Source organism: Cyanobium sp. BA20m-14, assembly GCF_024346295.1.
Window position 1 is genome coordinate 1 of the sequence record NZ_JAGQCR010000054.1, and the last position, 15,380, is coordinate 15,380.

A 15,380-nucleotide genomic window follows, 5' to 3' on the forward strand; every position below is an offset into this window, starting at 1 on the left:
AACATCTAAGGGACCGGAAAGAGAGAGTTCCGCAGACATCCACAGACAACCCGGAGGAGAGCTCCTGGGGTGCTCCCTCTCACCCGCGCGAGGAGGGGAGCCTCCACGGCCGCCGCCTCTGGCAGGCCATCCAGAAGGTTCTGGCCGGTGGGCTGGAGGTGACCCCCTCCCTGGTCCTGGCCGCGGCCGAACGGATCGACCCGGAGACCGGGTTCTCCAGGCCCACAGCCCTGGCCGATGAGATGGCCGAGGCGGAGTTCCTGAGGGGATGCCTGGCCTCTGGAGGAACCCAGCTCCTGGCCGGGGTCGTGCTCCACCCTGCCGCCTTTGGCTGCTCCTCCACCCTGCCCTGGGAGAGCTGGATCCAGAAGCTGCTGGAGCAGCCGGAGACATCCACAGACGTCTGGAGAGCTCACCTAGATCGCCTGGCTGATCTGGCGATCCGAGCCCAGGCCAAGACCCTGGCCTTCAGCCTGGGGCTCTCTGCCGAGAACCTGGAGAGACAACCAGCAGACACCCTGGCCGATGCCTCCCAGGAGGTGGCCAACCTGCTCCGGACGGTCTCCCCCGATCTCCAACCCGTCCGGGACCAGCTGGAGAAGGTCCTCCTCGAGCTGGTGGATACCGCCGCCCCCAGGATCCCGGTCTTCCACCCCGGCTTGGCTCAGGTGCTGGGAGGAGGTCTCCGCCCTGGTCAGCTGGTGATGGCTGGAGGCCCCCCGGGATGCGGGAAGACCACCATGGCCCTACAGCAGGTGGACCATGCGGCCGCGGCCGGGATCCCCTGCCTGTTTATCTCCATGGAGATGACCCGGACCCAGCTGGTGGAGGCGACCCTCTCCCGCCTGTCTGTTCTGGAAGCCAAGGCAATGGCCCAGGCCCTCAGTAAGGCCTCCGGTGGAGATGGCCAGGCCACAGAGAAGGCGGTGGCCGCGGCCGAGGAGGCCCTCACTACCTATCAGCAGGAGCTGGCCCCGAACCTTTATCTGGTGGAGGGGGGCCCTCAGCACACCCCCGGCCGGATCCAGGCTCTGGTGGGTCAGATCCGCCACCAGAAAGGCCTCCCCGATTCCCACCCGGTCCTGGTGGTCGTGGACTATCTCCAGCTCCTCTCCCTGGGAGCAGAAGGGGAGGGAAACATCCGGGAAGACCTCCGGGTGGGTGCCCTGGCCTCGGCTCTGAAAGGTCTGGCCCGGGCCACCGGCTCGGCTGTGCTGGCCCTCTCTGACATCACGAAGCAGGCCATGGAGGAGGCGGAGAAAGGTGGCCGGATTGGCCCGGGGGTCTTCCGTGATTCCGGCCGGATCCTCCATGCAGCAGACACCGCCCTGGTGATCCAGAGCGGATCCGTCCCTCCCCAACCTGGAAAGAATGGCCAGAAGCCGAAACCAGCCCGGAACCTGCTGGAGATGGCCCTCGAGGAAGCCGGCCTCTCCCCGGGCCGCCGCCGCCAGCTGGAGGAGGTGGACAGGCCCCTGGAGCACAAGGGGGACACCATCGCCCGCTGGACCGTGATTAAGAACCGGGGAGGCCAGGCCGGTGGCGAGGTCTGGAGCCTCTACCGCCGCCACCTCCACACCTATCTCCCCCTGCTCAAGGAAGACGGAGCAGACCAGAAGGAGGTCTCCCGTGGCTGGTGAGGACGTGGCTGGCCTGCTGGCCCGCCTGAGGGGTCAGGCCCCACAAAAAGACATCTCAGAGACCTCTCCAGACATCTCTCTCCCTGCTCCAGAGGAACCCCAGGCCGCGGCCGAGACATCCACGGACGTCCAGGAGAAGCTGGCCCTCACCCCTCCTCCTGGGAAAGCAAAGAAGGCCAAGAAACCACCCGCCCCCGTTACCCCGAGCCCCTTCCTGGATCTGCCCGGCCCCGAGCCGGTGGAGGCCACCCTGGTGGCTTCCCTCCCCGATCTCCAGGCCCTGGTGGAGAGGTGGCTGGCCAACCCCCCGAAGCTGGTGGGTCTGGACCTGGAGACCACAGGCCTCTCCCCGCTGCTGGGTGCCCGGATCCGGACGGTCCAGATCCAGGCCGAGGGGGAGCTCTGCTGCTGGGTGGCGGATGTCTGGGCCATAGGGGAACGCTGGGCCGAGACCCTGGCCCCGCTGTTCCGCCTGGATGCCACCACCTGGGTGGCCCATAACGCGGCCTTCGAGGTGGAGCATCTGGCCGCGGCCGGGATCCAGTTCCTCTCCCTGATCCGTTGCACCCTGATTGCGGCCCACCTGCTCTCGAGGGGGATTCTCCCCACCCCCCTCCGAACCCGCAGCAGGGGAAGCGGCCTGGACCTGGCCTCCTGCTGTGGCCGGGTGCTGAGGATTCAGGTGGACAAGGAGCAGCAGGTTTCCGACTGGGAGAGCCCCACCCTCAGCCCTGAACAGCTGGCCTATGCGGCCTTGGATGCCCGCCTGGCCCTGGACCTCTGGAAGCTCCAGCTCCCTCGGCTGGTGGAGGCCGGGATGGAGAGGGTCCACCAGATCGAAAGCCAGGCCCTCCCCGCGGTGGCGGAGGCCCGCCTCACGGGGGTCCACCTGGATCTACCGAAAGCCCGAAAGCTGCTCTCAGCTGGCCAGACCGATCTGGAGCAGCTGGCCTCCCGTCTGGGTCAGGAGCTGGGGGTGGAGAACGTGAACAGTCAGAGACAGGTGGCCGAGGCGGTGGAGGCCAGAGGCCACCAGCTGCCCACCACAGCCGCGGGGAACAAGTCCGTGGCGGAGCAGGTGATGAGGCCCCTCTATGAGCAGGACCACGGCCTGGACCCCCTGAAGGAACACCGGGCCATCCAGAAGAACGTCCGGACCTACCTGGCCAACTGGGTGGCACTGGCTGAGGCGGACCCGGAGCAGAGGATCCGCCCCCAACTCAGGAGCCTGGGGTCTGTCACCGGCCGGATGTCCTGCCCGAAAGGAGAGCTTCCCAAGGCCTCCACCCTCCACGGGGTTCCGGCTGCCTCGGATCTCCGTGGCCTGTTTGTGGCGGCCCCGGACCACCTGCTGGTGGATGGGGACTGGAGCGCAATAGAGCACCGGCTGGCCGCGGCCATCTACGGGGAGGAGGCCTATGTGGCCATCTACGGCTCCGAGGATCCAGACCCCCACAGCCACACGGCCTCCGCCATCTACGGCCGCCCCATCACGAAAGAGGACAAGGCGGAGAGAGCGGTGGGAAAGACCGCCAACTTCTGCCTCCAGTACGGGGGAGGCCCGAAGCGTCTCCGGGAGCAGCTATCCCAGGCCTTTGGCCGGGAGGTTCCCTTCGAGGAAGCCAGGGAGGTCTGCTCTGGATGGGAGAAGGCCTACCCGGCCATCGCAAAGGTTCGAGATGGGTTCCGCCAGAGCGAACCCTGGGAGGTGGCCAGCCCACTGGGCCGCCGGATGGCGGGCCTCCGGCTGACAAAGGGGGAGCCTGGGGTGGCGTTCTCTGGAGCAGCACCGGCCCGGCTGAGGTCTACCGCTGCTCTGGCCTTCCCGATCCAGGCCGCTGGAGCTGAGCTCCTGAAGGAGACCCTGGCCCTGCTAATGCCCCGCCTCTGGTCGGAGCTCCCGGGGGTCCGGCTCTGCCATGTGATCCACGATGAGATCCTCCTCGAAGCTCCCGAGGCCATGGCCCAGGCCGCGGCGGACCTTCTGCTGGAGGTGATGCAGGACCCGGGCCTCCAGACCCGTTACCTCCGGGATGTCCTGCCCCTGGTGGCTGAGGTCCACCTGGGAACGAGCTGGGCCGAGACCCACTGAGGGCCTTATTCCTTGGGTTTCCGGTCGTATCTCTCCCAGTAGGTGTAGTCGTAGGGAGCCCCTTCCTTTTCTTGCACCACTTCAGGTTCTCCGCTCAGATCTACGCCTTGTTTTTCGGCGATAAGCCTTAAGTATTTGCGGGTTTTTAGATCCGGTAGACCCAGAGAAGCAAGTAGGGCCACAGGCCCAAGGAAGAAGCCTCCGAGTCCCCATGCACTCCCATCGTGCCCCTTCGCCTCAGCTACTGAATAGGCATACGAAGCGAAGACGATTGCAGAAGCAAACACCAAGAAGAAAAACAGCCCGCTGTCCACGAAATAGTCCTATAGGGGCTTCAGTCTTGTCAGGCCTGCTCAGACTGTCCACAGAAGGACGTCTGAAGATGTCTCTGGAGCTCTCCAGCCTGCTAGCCCAGGCCTCCCCCCGAAAGCCACGGAGGCCGGTGGCGGAGCGGATGCTCGCCATCCGGGTCTGTGATGTCCGGCCCCTGGTGGAGGTGAACCAGCAGACCATCCGCCTCCCCCAGATGGGTGATTCCCTTTCCCTCCTGTGGAGGTGGCGGAGCGGGGGATGTCTGGGGCCTGAAGCGGCCGCGGCCATGAACGCCAGACAGAGACAAGCCAGGGAGGGGAGGCCCGCAGCAGAGCCCCAGCTGGATCGTGGAGCCACCGGAGGCTGGCATCTGGATCTGGTCTGCCCGCTCTGCTCCAGAACCTGCCGAAGACTGTTCGCCCCGCGCTGGAGCCAACCGGCTCGGCCATCGAGTCGGCCCTGGGGGTGCCGTTCCTGCCACCGGGTGACCTACGAAAGCAGCAATAGACCTGGGAGCAGCAGAGGCCGCCGCCCTCCCAGCTCCCGCTACCGGAAGCACGAGGAGGCCGCCCTGAAGATCCGGAGGGATTTCATGGGGGTGGCCCCAGAGGAGCTCCACCTCCCGAGCCTGTTTCTGGCCTGGAAGGCCCCCGGATCCACCCTTCACTGGGAGAGATGGGAGGCCCTCCGCCAGCTATGCCTGGCCCACGAGACCCTGAGCATGGCCGCCTGGTCTGAAGCCATCCACCGCCGGGCTCTCCAGGTGGGGGTGGATGCCGAGGCCCCGGACCACAGGCTGGAGATCAGGAGAGCCCAGGAGCTGCTGAAGGAGAACGCCTGGGCCACCAGACAGAGCAGCTGGCACCGGGGAGGGAAGCCGAGGGGCGGTCCTCAGCAGTCTGGCGCTTTCGCTATTTCCAAAGGGAGGGCCCCATTGAATAACGGGGAAAGCTCTGCGGACTTAAGGGCCAACTGAAGGGCCGGACTTTTGAAATTACAGGTTGTACTCAGGTCGTAAGCGGCCAACTTCAGGTTGTGGGCTTGGAGAAGGCGATCCGCCGAAAGAGCTACCAGGACCGAGACCACAATCACAACCGCTGTCTTCACGGAGGGGACAAGATTCATGTTCAAAATTGCAGTGAAACGTGGATTTCTAAGCCTTTGCCCTGGGGAGATGACCTATCCCCTCCCCTGTTCGATGGAAACCACCAGAGAAGAGGTTTAAGGCAGTCCTCCTCGGACCTTGGCCAGGAGGCCCCTCCCCAGACCTGGGATGGCCAGAAGCTCTCCGTCTGACGCTGCCTGGGCCTCCTCCACCGTGCGAAACCCTGCCTGATAGAGCTTCTGTGCCATAGAGACCCCCACACCGGAGAGGCTCTCCAGTGCGGAGCTAAAAAAAGAATCCGGGAACAGAGGGTCCGCCTTCTTCAACTTTTTCCATACCTTCCGATTATCTGGAGTGCTGGTGGAAAGCTCTCTCAACTCATAGAGCATCTGATCCAGGCCCTCAGCGGTCTCCACGATGTAGCGAAAGGACCTCAGAAAGGAGATGAGATTTCGCTCCTCCTCAGAACCGCTCCGAACTTGCCCCCAAGCCGTGGCTCGGGTCTCCGAAGTGGAAGGCGGGAGGATGTCTGGGTCAATCTCCGGAAGCCAAATCCCATAGGGGTTAAACCCCGTCCCATCCGGGAGATGGGACTCGGCCCGGCCAACCATCGGGGGGCCCTTTGGGCCTGGAGAAAACTCTCCGTGCCTCTCTAGGTATGCCAAAGGGGTTCGTAGCTGCAATGTGGCCGAGTAACGCCAACCAACAATTAAATCGTCGTCGAACTGGCTCAACGCTCCACCCTCCAGCTGGTCTCCTGGCCGTGCTTCCCAGCAGGCCGGAAGGTGAACCCGTATCTAGCGAAGGTGGTCCCTCGGGGTTTGGCCCCCACCAGAAGCTGAACCTGGGAGGTGGGGAGCTCCCAGCTGTTCCTGGCCGCCTTCATCAGGAAGGAGAGAAGGCCATCCAGGTGGGAGACGGCCGCGGCCACCAGCTCCTCCGGAGCCTCCTGGTCCTCCTCGTGCTCCTCAAGCAACAGGGGGAGAGGCTGGCCTGGAGCAGGGACCAGAGCCATCTCCGGAGATGTCTGGAGACGTCCAGGGAAAGCCTCAGGCTTCCCACCGCTCTGAATGTGCTCCTCCAAAGCCCGAAGAGCCTCCAGGTGCTCCCTCTCGAGCCAACTGTTCTGGCCTACCCGGATTGGTTTCACACCGGCCTGGGCCATCCGTTTGTAGAAGGCCGCCCGGGACAGGCCGCTGTCCAGCTGAACCTGGCCGACTGGGTGGCGGTGGAGGGGGGTGGGATCTGCCATGGAGATGGGAAGTCTGTGGATGTCTCTGGAGGTCCGGGGGAGATGTCTCTGGACATCCGCGGACATCTGCCCTAGCCTAAGGGGACGGAAAGCGTCATTTCCACCGAACCTCGGAGCATGGCCCGAAGACTGCCACGGACATCCACAGACGTCCACCCTGTGGAGGCGGAACTGGTGGAGGAGGCTGCCCTGGTCCAGGTGGGTCTTTCTCAGCTGGCTCTCCGCCTGGAGCAGGTGGCCCAGGAGCGTGACCCTCTTGCCGAAGCCCTCCAGCAGGAGCTGGGCCGGGAAAGTCGGGAGGCCTACCTGAAGGACTGGAGAACCTTTGCCCGCTGGCTGGAGGCCACCTCTGGACATCCCCAGACATCTGTGGACCTCTCCTCCCCTGCTGGGGTGCTTCAGGCCATGGGGGTCTGGCTCCAGCTGGGTGACCAGACCGCCCGGGCCCTGGTCCAGAGATGGATGGCCGATCAAACCCGCCAAGGTCTGGCCTCCGCCACAATCGGCCGCCGCCTGGCCTCCCTGAAGTTCCTGGCCCGCCAGGCCGCCCTCAAGGAGATGGCAGACATCCGCCTTCACCTGCTGAAGGCCCCTAGGCCGGAGAAGCGCCGGGACATGCGCGGACCCTCGGGGGTGGCGGCCATGGCTGATCTGGTGGCCCGTGCCGAGGCCTACGGGACCTCCCCCGCAGCAAAGGCCCGGAACCGTGCCGTGGCTCTGCTGCTCCTGACCAATGCCCTCCGCCGGGGGGAGCTGGGCCGCCTGGCCATGACTGACTGGCACCCAGAGCAACCCCTCCAGCTGGCCATCCGTGGCAAAGGCCGAAAGGAGAAAGAGCTTGTGACCATCACAACAATCACCGCCGCGGCCATCGAGGCCTGGATGGCACTGAGGCCAGCCTGGATGTCCTCAGCACCCTGGGCCCCTCTGTTCTGTGCCCTGGACCGGGCCGCCGAAACCCGCTCCACAAAGGACCTCCCCCTGGCTCTGGAGCAGGCCCAGGCCAACCTGGCCGCAATGGCCGGGCCCGAAGGGAAGCCACCCTCAGAGGGGAGCCCGATCTGGTGGGAGGAGATGACCCTGGCCACCACCTCCGTGGCCTTCACCGGAAAGGCGGTCTACCGGCTGGTGGCGGCCCTAGGTGCTGCTGAAGGGAAGACCCTCAGCCCTCACCGCCTCCGCCATGGAGCAGTGACCACCCTGGTGGCCGATCTCCGGATGCCCATGGAGCAGGCCCAGGCCCTGGCCCGCCACAAGTCCGTGGCCACTACCTGCCGCTATTTCGACCGAGCCGGAGAGCTCCAGGCCGAGGCCACCGCCTCCCTCGGCTCTCTGCTGGTGGGGGTCTGACCCATGGCAAGACCAACAGACCCCACAAGTCAGCTCCAGGTGGAAAAGAGAGCCAAGTGGCTCCGCTCTGAGGAAAGCGGCTGGACCGAAAGCCTTTCCCTGGCCATCGCGATGGCTGCCCTCAAGGCCTGGCAATGGAGCCACTACCTGGAGAACGGAGGAGAAGCCGGGCCTCTGGCAGGGACCTTCCCGCGGCTGCCTGAGGAGCCTGGCTCCTGGGTGCTGGTGGGAGCTTCAGAGGTCCACGATCTTTCCCAGACCCAGACAGAAGAGGAAGGGGAGGCCACGAAAGGGGGTCATCCAGACCGGACCGTCTGGGGGTTTGGACCCCGGCCAGACCCCAGAGAAGCTCCCCGCCGTCTCCACCTGCTCCGAGGGGACCTTTGGCTGGTGGATGGCCAGGCTGAGGGGTGCGAAGCCCCAGACACCGAACAGCTGGCCATGGCCATGGAACTGGCCTCTCTGCTCCATGAGAGACACCTCCAGCTCCTGCTCCGGCCCGCCTTCTACAAGGAGGCGGCGGCCTGGATCGGGGAGCTCCTGAAGAACCCCCGGCCCGAGACCTACAGCCCCCCAGAGGCCGACCGAACAGCCATCTGGTTGGACCCCAGAAACTGGGGAATCCTGGGAACCGAGGTTCCGATGGACGGGTTCTCTGCACTGGTGGGGGCCCCCGGCTCCCCCTGGCCAGGGGATCTCTGGAGGGTTCCTCCTGCTCCGCTGGGGATCCCTTCAGGCGAAGCTCTCCACCGCCATGACATCTCCGCCGAGGAGCTGGCCGTCTGCGCGGCCTGCTGGCATTTCGGCCGGGAGGTCTACCGGAAGCTCCTGGACCCCCGCCCCAACGCCCTGGGCCAGAGCGGACTGGAAAGGCCCGCCCTGCTCCGTCAGCTGCTGGAGGAACTGGAGATTCTGAAGCCTGGAGGTTTGAAGACTCAACCAGTGGGTGCCCTGGCCCGGGCCACCACAAACGAAGTCACCATGCTCGGGTTCCGTGCCCTGCCCAGAGCGGATAAGTGGAGCGCAGCCGAGGAAGACGGCCGCGGCCGCTTTCTCCACGAAAGAAAAGACACCAAAGGGTGGAGGAGATGGGAGCTGACCCTTCAGGAAGACCGAGGGGGGATTGCCTTTGCCTCCCTGGCTCGCTGTCAGGAGGTCCTGGAGAAGGGAGGCCTGGAGATCACCGCGCTTCACGGCCTGCTCTGCTGCCTGGTCATGCAGCAGGAGGACCCGTCTGCAAGGTTCGAGGTGGGTGGTGATGCCCTGCTAGAGGCCCTCGGCTATGGGCAGTCCCGCGGAGGGAGAGACGGATCCAGCCGCTCAGACCTGCTGAAGAAAGTGGCCCAGGCCTCCACCCTGCTGGGAGCGGTCCGCTGTGAGGGAGGTTCAAAAAACCGCGCCCAAGGAACCCGGATCTCTATGGAGTTTGGGCCGATGTGGTCTATCGCGGTCCGCGCGGATGGCCAGCTGAAGCTCCTGGACGGGCCCGGAGAAGAGCAGCTGGGAACCGTCACGGACCTAACGCTGACCGTCACGCCAGGGACCTGGGTTCAGTCCCAACGGGACCTAACCACCGGCAGTCACCTGCTCTACGTCCCTTTGGCCACCCGGGTCCTATCGCTCGGCCGCTACCGCGAAGAGCTGGCCTTCCGGCTCGGGATCCACCTCGCCATGGGGGTCCGGGAAAAGAACCAATGGAAAGGAGGGCGAGCCAACGAAAGGGTGGGACACCTCCTCGAGCAGGTTCTCCCAACAGGAGAACTGGAAAGAGCTTTCCAGAGCCGAGACGCTGCCCACAGGCTCCGGAACAAGTGGGCCGCCGCGCTGACCACGCTCGAGCAGGTGGTGGGGTTCCGGTTTGAGTTTCCGCTGGATCAGTACCCTCCCGCGCTCATCCCCGAGGACCTCAGGCCTCCAGGCATGGCTGACCCAGGCCCAGTGGGACACGGGGCCCTGGAAAGGCTGCTGGCCTCCCGGCTGGTGATCCACTGGCCTGAGCTGGTGGTGGAGGCCATGCACCAAAAAGCCCTTTCACAAAGGGAAAAGGAGGCCACCCGGCAGATCCGAAGAGAGCAGAGGAGTGCCATCCAGAGCAGACCTAATGGAGCTCGCTTGAAAGAGGCCCTGGAGCAGGCCAAAGCCGAGGGGGCGATCACAGGCAGGAGACAAGCGGCAGACCGCCTGGGGATGTCTTCCGGCCAACTCTCCAAGCTGGAAAACGGAGGCAAACCTCTCTCAGGAAGGGAGCTTCAGAGGTGCCTAAACCTGCTGGAGACCCTGAAGAAGAGGAAGGCCTGATTTCCGTAGCAAATTGCAGGATGTCTAGATCTTTATGGGTCCTTCCTGGCAACTCCTCCGAGGGTTATTCGCAAGCCCAAGGCATCTCTAGGCACTAGCTAAAACCTTTGGGACAGGGAGTATTTAGGAGGCTAAGAGGTCCGCTCAGCGTTTCATGCGCTTCCTTAGCTTGCGGCTGAAGCCGAACGCAGCAGCAAGGCCAAGAATTGGGAGAGGGCTCGGGGGGCGCGGGCGCTTTCCGTGGCGGCGATGGTGTGGTGAGGCAGCTGCGCTTTCTTGAGCCGATGGCCGCCGCGCTCATTTCCGGATCCCGGCGAGTAGCCCCCGCCGGCTTGGCTGGCGGGGGAGCGGGGGCCTGCGGACGCAACAGCCTGATCGGCCCGGATGGTTCGATCAGGCCGCTGGCGGGCTGCTGCGAGCTGGAGCTGGAGCCCGGTCAGGCCCTGCGCATCGAAACCCCAGGCGGGGGAGGCTATGGGGTGACTCCACCTGGGGCTCCTCAGGTGCATGGAGGGGCAGAGGTCAACGCAGAATGGTGATAACTGAACAACCGACCACAAAGATTCCCCCCAGAGCAAACATAACTTTGCGATCCACCTGCCGCATCTGTTCAATCTCTGAATCGCTGGCTTCTCGCGAACCCATGTAGGCCACGATGGCACGGCCCAAAACGGCAAGGATAAGGGGATAGGCGACTAGATAGATCTTGTCCATGAATACTAGGTAGCCCAAGTCGGGAAGGCTGTCGGTATAGCCTTTTTGCAGGAAGATTGCTGAAAGAAGAGCGCCCAGGGGCAATGCCAGGCGGGCGTCAATGCGGCGCGGATTGAGCAGCAGGCCAACCAGGGCTGCCATTACCACGATCACCAAAGGCAGCATCTGCTTCCAAACGAAGAAGCTCAGTGGCCTCTCGATGACCAATGCAAAGTTGGCAACTGAGTAGTTTGATGGCTGTTCGGTTTCGCCGAAGTTAGTGCCATATGCATGCTCGAGGGTCTCACCTTTCCAGCCCTTAAATTGCCAGCCGGGGATTTCGAGAGTCTGGCTGATGCCTGAAGAGTTGTTGTCGATCACATAGGCCAAATCATTGATGCCGTGGCTGGTGTCTTCCACGGTCATTTGCAATTTATGGCTATCTAGCGGATAGTCTGCCAAGCTGAATGGTTGTACGAAGCGCCCTTCGACGCGAAACTGCTGGTACTTGCTGCCGTCTGGGAGTTGCCTCGGCTCCTCTGCGACTGGCTCCTGCAACTTGCCCCACTCTTCAACCATATTTGTGAATTCCATGGTCGCTGAGGGGTCTATCTCTCCGCGCCATCTCATCCATACGTAGGCATCTGCATAGAAGGTGTTGCTGGATTGATCGAGGTCGTAAATAGCAACAGGATAGAAACCGATCTTGACTTGCTGGGCGCTGGCTGGTGGCGTCTGGATCGGCGTAAATGTGCCTTTTCGACTGGTGTTGAGTGGGTTGCTTGATAGGGCTGGTGCAGAGCCGAAAGCAAATAAAACCAGCAGTGTTAATGCCAGGGCAGCAGGCCAGATCGAGCGCTGGAGCCGGTTCATCATGGGGAAACTGTTTGCATTAATATGTCTAATCGTGATGCCTATGCCTGCTAATCATATTGATCTTGCTTGTCATAAAGCTTAGGAATGGTGGGGCCTTTCAGATATTTTCAGCTTTGCTGGCCTGTTGGAGCGGTTAGCAGGTTCACAGCGGAGAAGCCCAGGCCAATGCCAAACAGCAGGCCGATCGCCCAGATGCTGTCGGAGGGCCACTCTGCGATGAGCATGCCGCCAAGGACGGCGGTGACGATGCCATCAATCAGAACGAGGCCACGGGCGGCCCCCTGGCCGGTGGCGGCGGCGGCCAATTCCATCACCCCTTCAAAGGCGAGCAGGAAGCCCACAAAAAGGGTGAGGCTCACCTCACTGGCTACTGGGAATGCCAGAACCCACACTCCGCCGGCCAAATACAGCAAGCCGGAAAGTAGCCGGAAAATCTTGCCCTTGATATCGGGTTCGCCAGTTAGCCGCAGCAGCTGGGACACCCCGGCAATCACCGATACGGCGCCAACGGCGATGGTCAGCAAGGTGGCCGACACAAACGGCAACGCGATCGACAGCCGGGAACGGATGCGATCGACGAAGGGGCGGCAGAAGAGGGGGAGGCTAGACTGGCTATTGCGAAAGTTCGGACGGTGTCTGGAAAATCATAGTATATGTTGTTCAACCTGACTCCGTAATACGGGTCGAATATAGAACCGGTCGGTCTGTTATATTGCAACGTAAACACAAAAATCGGCCCAAAGTCTCCTGAAGAGGTCGAATAAGAATTAGGAGTACCGAGAAGGGGGCCGACCGCCGCCGCAAATTGTTCGGTTAGCACACGATTCTGCCACCAAGTCATATCGGTTGTCGTGAATTTGCTCGTATTGTCATTATATGAGCCAGTGAATGTGGTCACAACATAATTCTGACCGCCTACAGTCACAGGCACAGTCAGGGCCTTGGCTTGGCCACCCGTAAGTGCCAACCCGGCGACTACCGCGCCGAGTGCAGCACCAAGGGCTTTTTGATAAAAGCGAGGAATATGAGTATCGCCAGCTACCGAAACACGAGGCTGACTTCTGGGGGTTAAGACAGCCATCGCGCTTCCAAGCAGTGGCTAACGGTAGCAGCAAGTTTGCCGAGCAAAAACTATGCAGTTTTCGGAATAGTGACCCCCCACCCAGAACCAGCAAAGCACCTCGAATCTCAGCTGGGTCTGGCTAACGTGCCAACAACGAGAATGAGAAAAACGACGGGCCTACCAAGCTTTAGTCCTTAAGGAGGTCCCATGCCTGTCTCCATCACAGACGCCGCGGCCGCTTTGGGGTTTCGGTCCCGGTCCACCCTCTACCGCCTGCTGGATCAGGGCCTCCTGAAGGACTGGGAAAGGGAAGGCCCGAGAGGTCAGAGGTGGCTGGAGCTGGAGGGTCTCCAGTCCAGGGTCCAGAAGTTCATCAGGCTTCAGATCAACAGCCCCCAGGGGAAGACGGAGCCTCTCGAGCAGGAGGTAGATCTCCGAGAGCTGACCGGGGCCGAGCCGGACGCCTCCCAGTTCTGGCAACGGGTGGCCCCCGTGGCTAACGGGTTCCTGGATGTCAGCTGCTGGGGCCCTCCTCCCTGGTCCGCGGATCGCTGGGTGACCCTCTGCCATGTGCTGGAGATGGCCGTGGAGACGGTCCAGGGGGAGACTTCCAGAGATGTCTCCGGACATCCGAAGGACCCAGGTTTACTCCTGGAATCTGAGGGGGGGTGGCCCGGAGAGCTTGAGGCCCCATATTGACTGCACCGGAAGCTGTCTGGGTTATTGACAGCGTTTCCAGGACCGTTTCCAGCGTTTCCGGTCTGGCTGGAAACGCAACCTGCCCTAAAACGCGGCTGAAACCCATTGAGGGGAGGTGTTTCTCCCGCGTTTCCCGGGGTTGGGGGGATGCTGCGACGTTTCCGGGGGATGCTGCGACGTTTCCGGGGGATGCTGCGACGTTTCCGGCTGAGAACCCTTGCAAGGACTAGGTAGTTCCCAGCGCAAGGATTTATAAGAATCCTCAAGGATTCGGGTCGGGCCTCCCTTTGGGTCGGCCGCCCCAGCGTGGAGGGAAGCCGAGCCGGAGAGGCCATGGCCACCACCCTCCAGAAACCAACACCCAGACCCCAGCCGCGGCGGGTCTGGGTGACAGTCCCCCACCCCGCGCTGGAGCCCTCCCCGGGGCTCTGTGTGGCCTGTGGTCAGGAGGCGGTGGCTGTGGATCCCTACGGCCTCGGCTGGTGCACCGCCCACGCTCCTCTGGAGCTGCTGTGCCCTTAAAGCCCCACACCCCCGACTGATTCAGGCGGCCCCCTCTATGACAGCCCCCAACCCCTCTCAACTGCTGAAGCTCACCGGCCTCTGGGTCAGCGAGACGAAAGCAGGCCGAAAGATGCTCTCTGGTGAGATCCGCCCTGGCCTGAAGCTCCTGGTCCTGGAGAACAAAGGAGCCACCGGGAACCAGCCCCGTTATGAGGCGTTCCTGGCCCCCCACCAGAAGCAGGAGCAGCAGGACACCCCACCCACCCCCGAGGCGTTCTGAGATGGCTCCCCTGCCTGCTGATCTGAAGGCCTACCGGGAGCAGCTGCTCCGCCTACTGGTCTGGCCAGAAGGTCAAAGGTGGGCCACCCAGGTGGATGGGGAGAACGAATATCCCCACCGCCGCGGCCATCTCCAGGCTGGGGAGCTGGACCGTCACCTCCTCGGCCACCAGACCGTGGCCCTGGTCCCCGATGGCCATGGGAGCCTCTGCCGCTCCGGAGCGGTGGACCTGGATCTCCCTCGAGACGGAGCCTCCCTGGGGGAGCTGCTGGAGCTGGTGGATTCCCTTCAGCAGGCCGCGGCCGCCAGGGACATCCCCACCCTGGTGGTCTTCAGTGGCCGGAGAGGGTTCCACCTGCTGTTCCCCAGCGTGGCTCCGGTGGCCTGGTCAGTGATGCACCGGGCCCTCCGCCGGATCTGCCGGGATGTGGGCCTGGAGCCTGCTGAGCTGTTCCCAAGCAAAGGGAAAGCCCTCAAGCTCCCTGGGGGACGCCACCGGATCACGGGGGCCTGGTCTGTGGTCCTGCCTCCTCTGGCAGAGCTTCAGGACCGCCAGAAGCTGCTGGGAGCTTTGGAAAGCCACCTAGAAGCCGCGGCTACCTCTGCCCCGAAAGAACCGCCGGAGGCCTGCTCCTGGGCCACCCAAGCCGCTCTCCTGGCCGCCTTCCGTCCGGCTGGCCCCCAACAGCTGGAGGAAGCGGCTGGAGAAGCCTCCTCTCCGGATCTAAATCTCCTGGAGGAGGGGACCCACCCCCTTTGCATCCAGACCCGGCTGGAGAGGGGACCAGCTGCCCGGGCCACCTATGGCAGAGCCCTGGCCGTTGACCAAACCCTCCACGGAGAGAACCTCCTCCTGGCCAGCTATTGCTCCCAGAGAGACATCCCCGAGGAGCAGGCCGAGGAGATGGCCGCCACCTTCCACGGTTTGGCTCCAGAAGGTTTCACCACAAAGGCCCCCGCCGCGGCCGCCAAAGATTTCCGGAAGGCCCTGGAGGACTGCTCCGATCCGTCCCGCGGCCTGCTGTTCCGCTGTTCCAATGCGGTGGCAGGAGGCCCCCGTGAGGCCCAGAGCCTGGTGGCTGCTGGCCTTTGCGGTGGCGAGGCCTGCCCCTGCTGGCCCTGGGGGAAGACATCCACGGACGTCCGTGAACATCTAAGGGACCGGAAAGAGAGATTTCCGCAGACATCCACAGACAACCCGGAGGAGAGCTCCTGG

14 protein-coding genes are annotated in these 15,380 nt (G+C 63.5%); 9 read left to right on the forward strand and 5 right to left on the reverse strand.

Annotation, left to right across the window (positions count from 1 at the left end):
- Both KBZ07_RS07000 and KBZ07_RS07005 read left to right on the forward strand, forming a co-directional pair.
- A partial coding sequence (locus tag KBZ07_RS07000) for a DnaB-like helicase C-terminal domain-containing protein (RefSeq protein ID WP_254930936.1) occupies nt 1–1,640 on the forward strand: 1,640 nt, incomplete at its 5' end.
- Nucleotides 1,630–3,732: a DNA polymerase gene (locus tag KBZ07_RS07005; protein WP_254930937.1), complete on the forward strand. Its 2,103-nt coding sequence runs from the start codon at nt 1,630–1,632 to the stop codon at nt 3,730–3,732. The genes KBZ07_RS07000 and KBZ07_RS07005, both read left to right, overlap by 11 nt.
- A gap of 5 nt (nt 3,733–3,737) precedes the next feature.
- Here KBZ07_RS07005 and KBZ07_RS07010 read toward each other — a convergent pair whose 3' ends face one another.
- The 3 genes from KBZ07_RS07010 to KBZ07_RS07015 form a co-directional block, all read right to left on the reverse strand.
- Nucleotides 3,738–4,046, reverse strand: coding sequence for a hypothetical protein (locus tag KBZ07_RS07010; protein ID WP_254930938.1), 309 nt, complete (start codon nt 4,044–4,046; stop codon nt 3,738–3,740).
- A 1,219-nt stretch (nt 4,047–5,265) separates the two neighbouring features.
- On the reverse strand, nt 5,266–5,760 hold the full coding sequence (locus KBZ07_RS16440) for a helix-hairpin-helix domain-containing protein (protein ID WP_396123958.1): 495 nt from the start codon (nt 5,758–5,760) through the stop codon (nt 5,266–5,268).
- A 119-nt stretch (nt 5,761–5,879) separates the two neighbouring features.
- Nucleotides 5,880–6,401, reverse strand: a complete 522-nt coding sequence (locus KBZ07_RS07015) for a hypothetical protein (RefSeq protein WP_254930939.1) — start codon at nt 6,399–6,401, stop codon at nt 5,880–5,882.
- Nucleotides 6,402–6,560: 159 nt separating this feature from the next.
- Between KBZ07_RS07015 and KBZ07_RS16280 the strand changes: the two genes are divergently transcribed.
- From KBZ07_RS16280 to KBZ07_RS07030, 3 genes are all read left to right on the forward strand, one after another.
- Nucleotides 6,561–7,751: a tyrosine-type recombinase/integrase gene (locus KBZ07_RS16280; protein ID WP_254930940.1), complete on the forward strand. Its 1,191-nt coding sequence runs from the start codon at nt 6,561–6,563 to the stop codon at nt 7,749–7,751.
- A gap of 3 nt (nt 7,752–7,754) precedes the next feature.
- The gene (locus KBZ07_RS07025; protein WP_254930941.1) at nt 7,755–10,049 is read left to right on the forward strand and encodes a helix-turn-helix transcriptional regulator; all 2,295 of its coding nucleotides are present in this window, start codon (nt 7,755–7,757) and stop codon (nt 10,047–10,049) included.
- A 257-nt stretch (nt 10,050–10,306) separates the two neighbouring features.
- Nucleotides 10,307–10,588, forward strand: coding sequence for a hydantoinase B/oxoprolinase family protein (locus KBZ07_RS07030; protein ID WP_396123957.1), 282 nt, complete (start codon nt 10,307–10,309; stop codon nt 10,586–10,588).
- Here the strand turns inward: KBZ07_RS07030 and KBZ07_RS07035 are convergent.
- The gene (locus KBZ07_RS07035) at nt 10,572–11,615 is read right to left on the reverse strand and encodes a hypothetical protein (RefSeq protein ID WP_254930943.1); all 1,044 of its coding nucleotides are present in this window, start codon (nt 11,613–11,615) and stop codon (nt 10,572–10,574) included. The two genes, KBZ07_RS07030 and KBZ07_RS07035, sit on opposite strands and share 17 nt — an antisense overlap.
- A 110-nt stretch (nt 11,616–11,725) precedes the next feature.
- Nucleotides 11,726–12,187 (reverse strand): HdeD family acid-resistance protein, encoded by a 462-nt coding sequence (locus KBZ07_RS07040; RefSeq protein ID WP_254930948.1) that lies wholly within the window; start codon nt 12,185–12,187, stop codon nt 11,726–11,728.
- Between the two features lie 701 nt (nt 12,188–12,888).
- Between KBZ07_RS07040 and KBZ07_RS07045 the strand changes: the two genes are divergently transcribed.
- The 4 genes from KBZ07_RS07045 to KBZ07_RS07060 form a co-directional block, all read left to right on the forward strand.
- The gene (locus KBZ07_RS07045; RefSeq protein WP_254930944.1) at nt 12,889–13,380 is read left to right on the forward strand and encodes a hypothetical protein; all 492 of its coding nucleotides are present in this window, start codon (nt 12,889–12,891) and stop codon (nt 13,378–13,380) included.
- 333 nt (nt 13,381–13,713) lie between these two features.
- Nucleotides 13,714–13,902 (forward strand): hypothetical protein, encoded by a 189-nt coding sequence (locus KBZ07_RS07050; protein WP_254930945.1) that lies wholly within the window; start codon nt 13,714–13,716, stop codon nt 13,900–13,902.
- A 37-nt stretch (nt 13,903–13,939) separates the two neighbouring features.
- Nucleotides 13,940–14,164: a hypothetical protein gene (locus KBZ07_RS07055; protein ID WP_254930946.1), complete on the forward strand. Its 225-nt coding sequence runs from the start codon at nt 13,940–13,942 to the stop codon at nt 14,162–14,164.
- A 1-nt stretch (nt 14,165) separates the two neighbouring features.
- Nucleotides 14,166–15,380: hypothetical protein (locus KBZ07_RS07060; RefSeq protein ID WP_254930947.1), on the forward strand; the 1,215-nt coding region annotated here is incomplete at its 3' end.

What these genes read in the sequence shown, in the direction of transcription:
- KBZ07_RS16440 (WP_396123958.1), bottom strand. Translation starts at nt 5,760, where the DNA reads ATGGTTGGCCGGGCCGAGTCCCATCTCCCGGATGGGACGGGGTTTAAC.
- KBZ07_RS07015 (WP_254930939.1), bottom strand. Translation starts at nt 6,401, where the DNA reads ATGGCAGATCCCACCCCCCTCCACCGCCACCCAGTCGGCCAGGTTCAG.
- KBZ07_RS07025 (WP_254930941.1), top strand. Translation starts at nt 7,755, where the DNA reads ATGGCAAGACCAACAGACCCCACAAGTCAGCTCCAGGTGGAAAAGAGA.
- KBZ07_RS07035 (WP_254930943.1), bottom strand. Translation starts at nt 11,615, where the DNA reads ATGAACCGGCTCCAGCGCTCGATCTGGCCTGCTGCCCTGGCATTAACA.
- KBZ07_RS07045 (WP_254930944.1), top strand. Translation starts at nt 12,889, where the DNA reads ATGCCTGTCTCCATCACAGACGCCGCGGCCGCTTTGGGGTTTCGGTCC.
- KBZ07_RS07050 (WP_254930945.1), top strand. Translation starts at nt 13,714, where the DNA reads ATGGCCACCACCCTCCAGAAACCAACACCCAGACCCCAGCCGCGGCGG.
- KBZ07_RS07055 (WP_254930946.1), top strand. Translation starts at nt 13,940, where the DNA reads ATGACAGCCCCCAACCCCTCTCAACTGCTGAAGCTCACCGGCCTCTGG.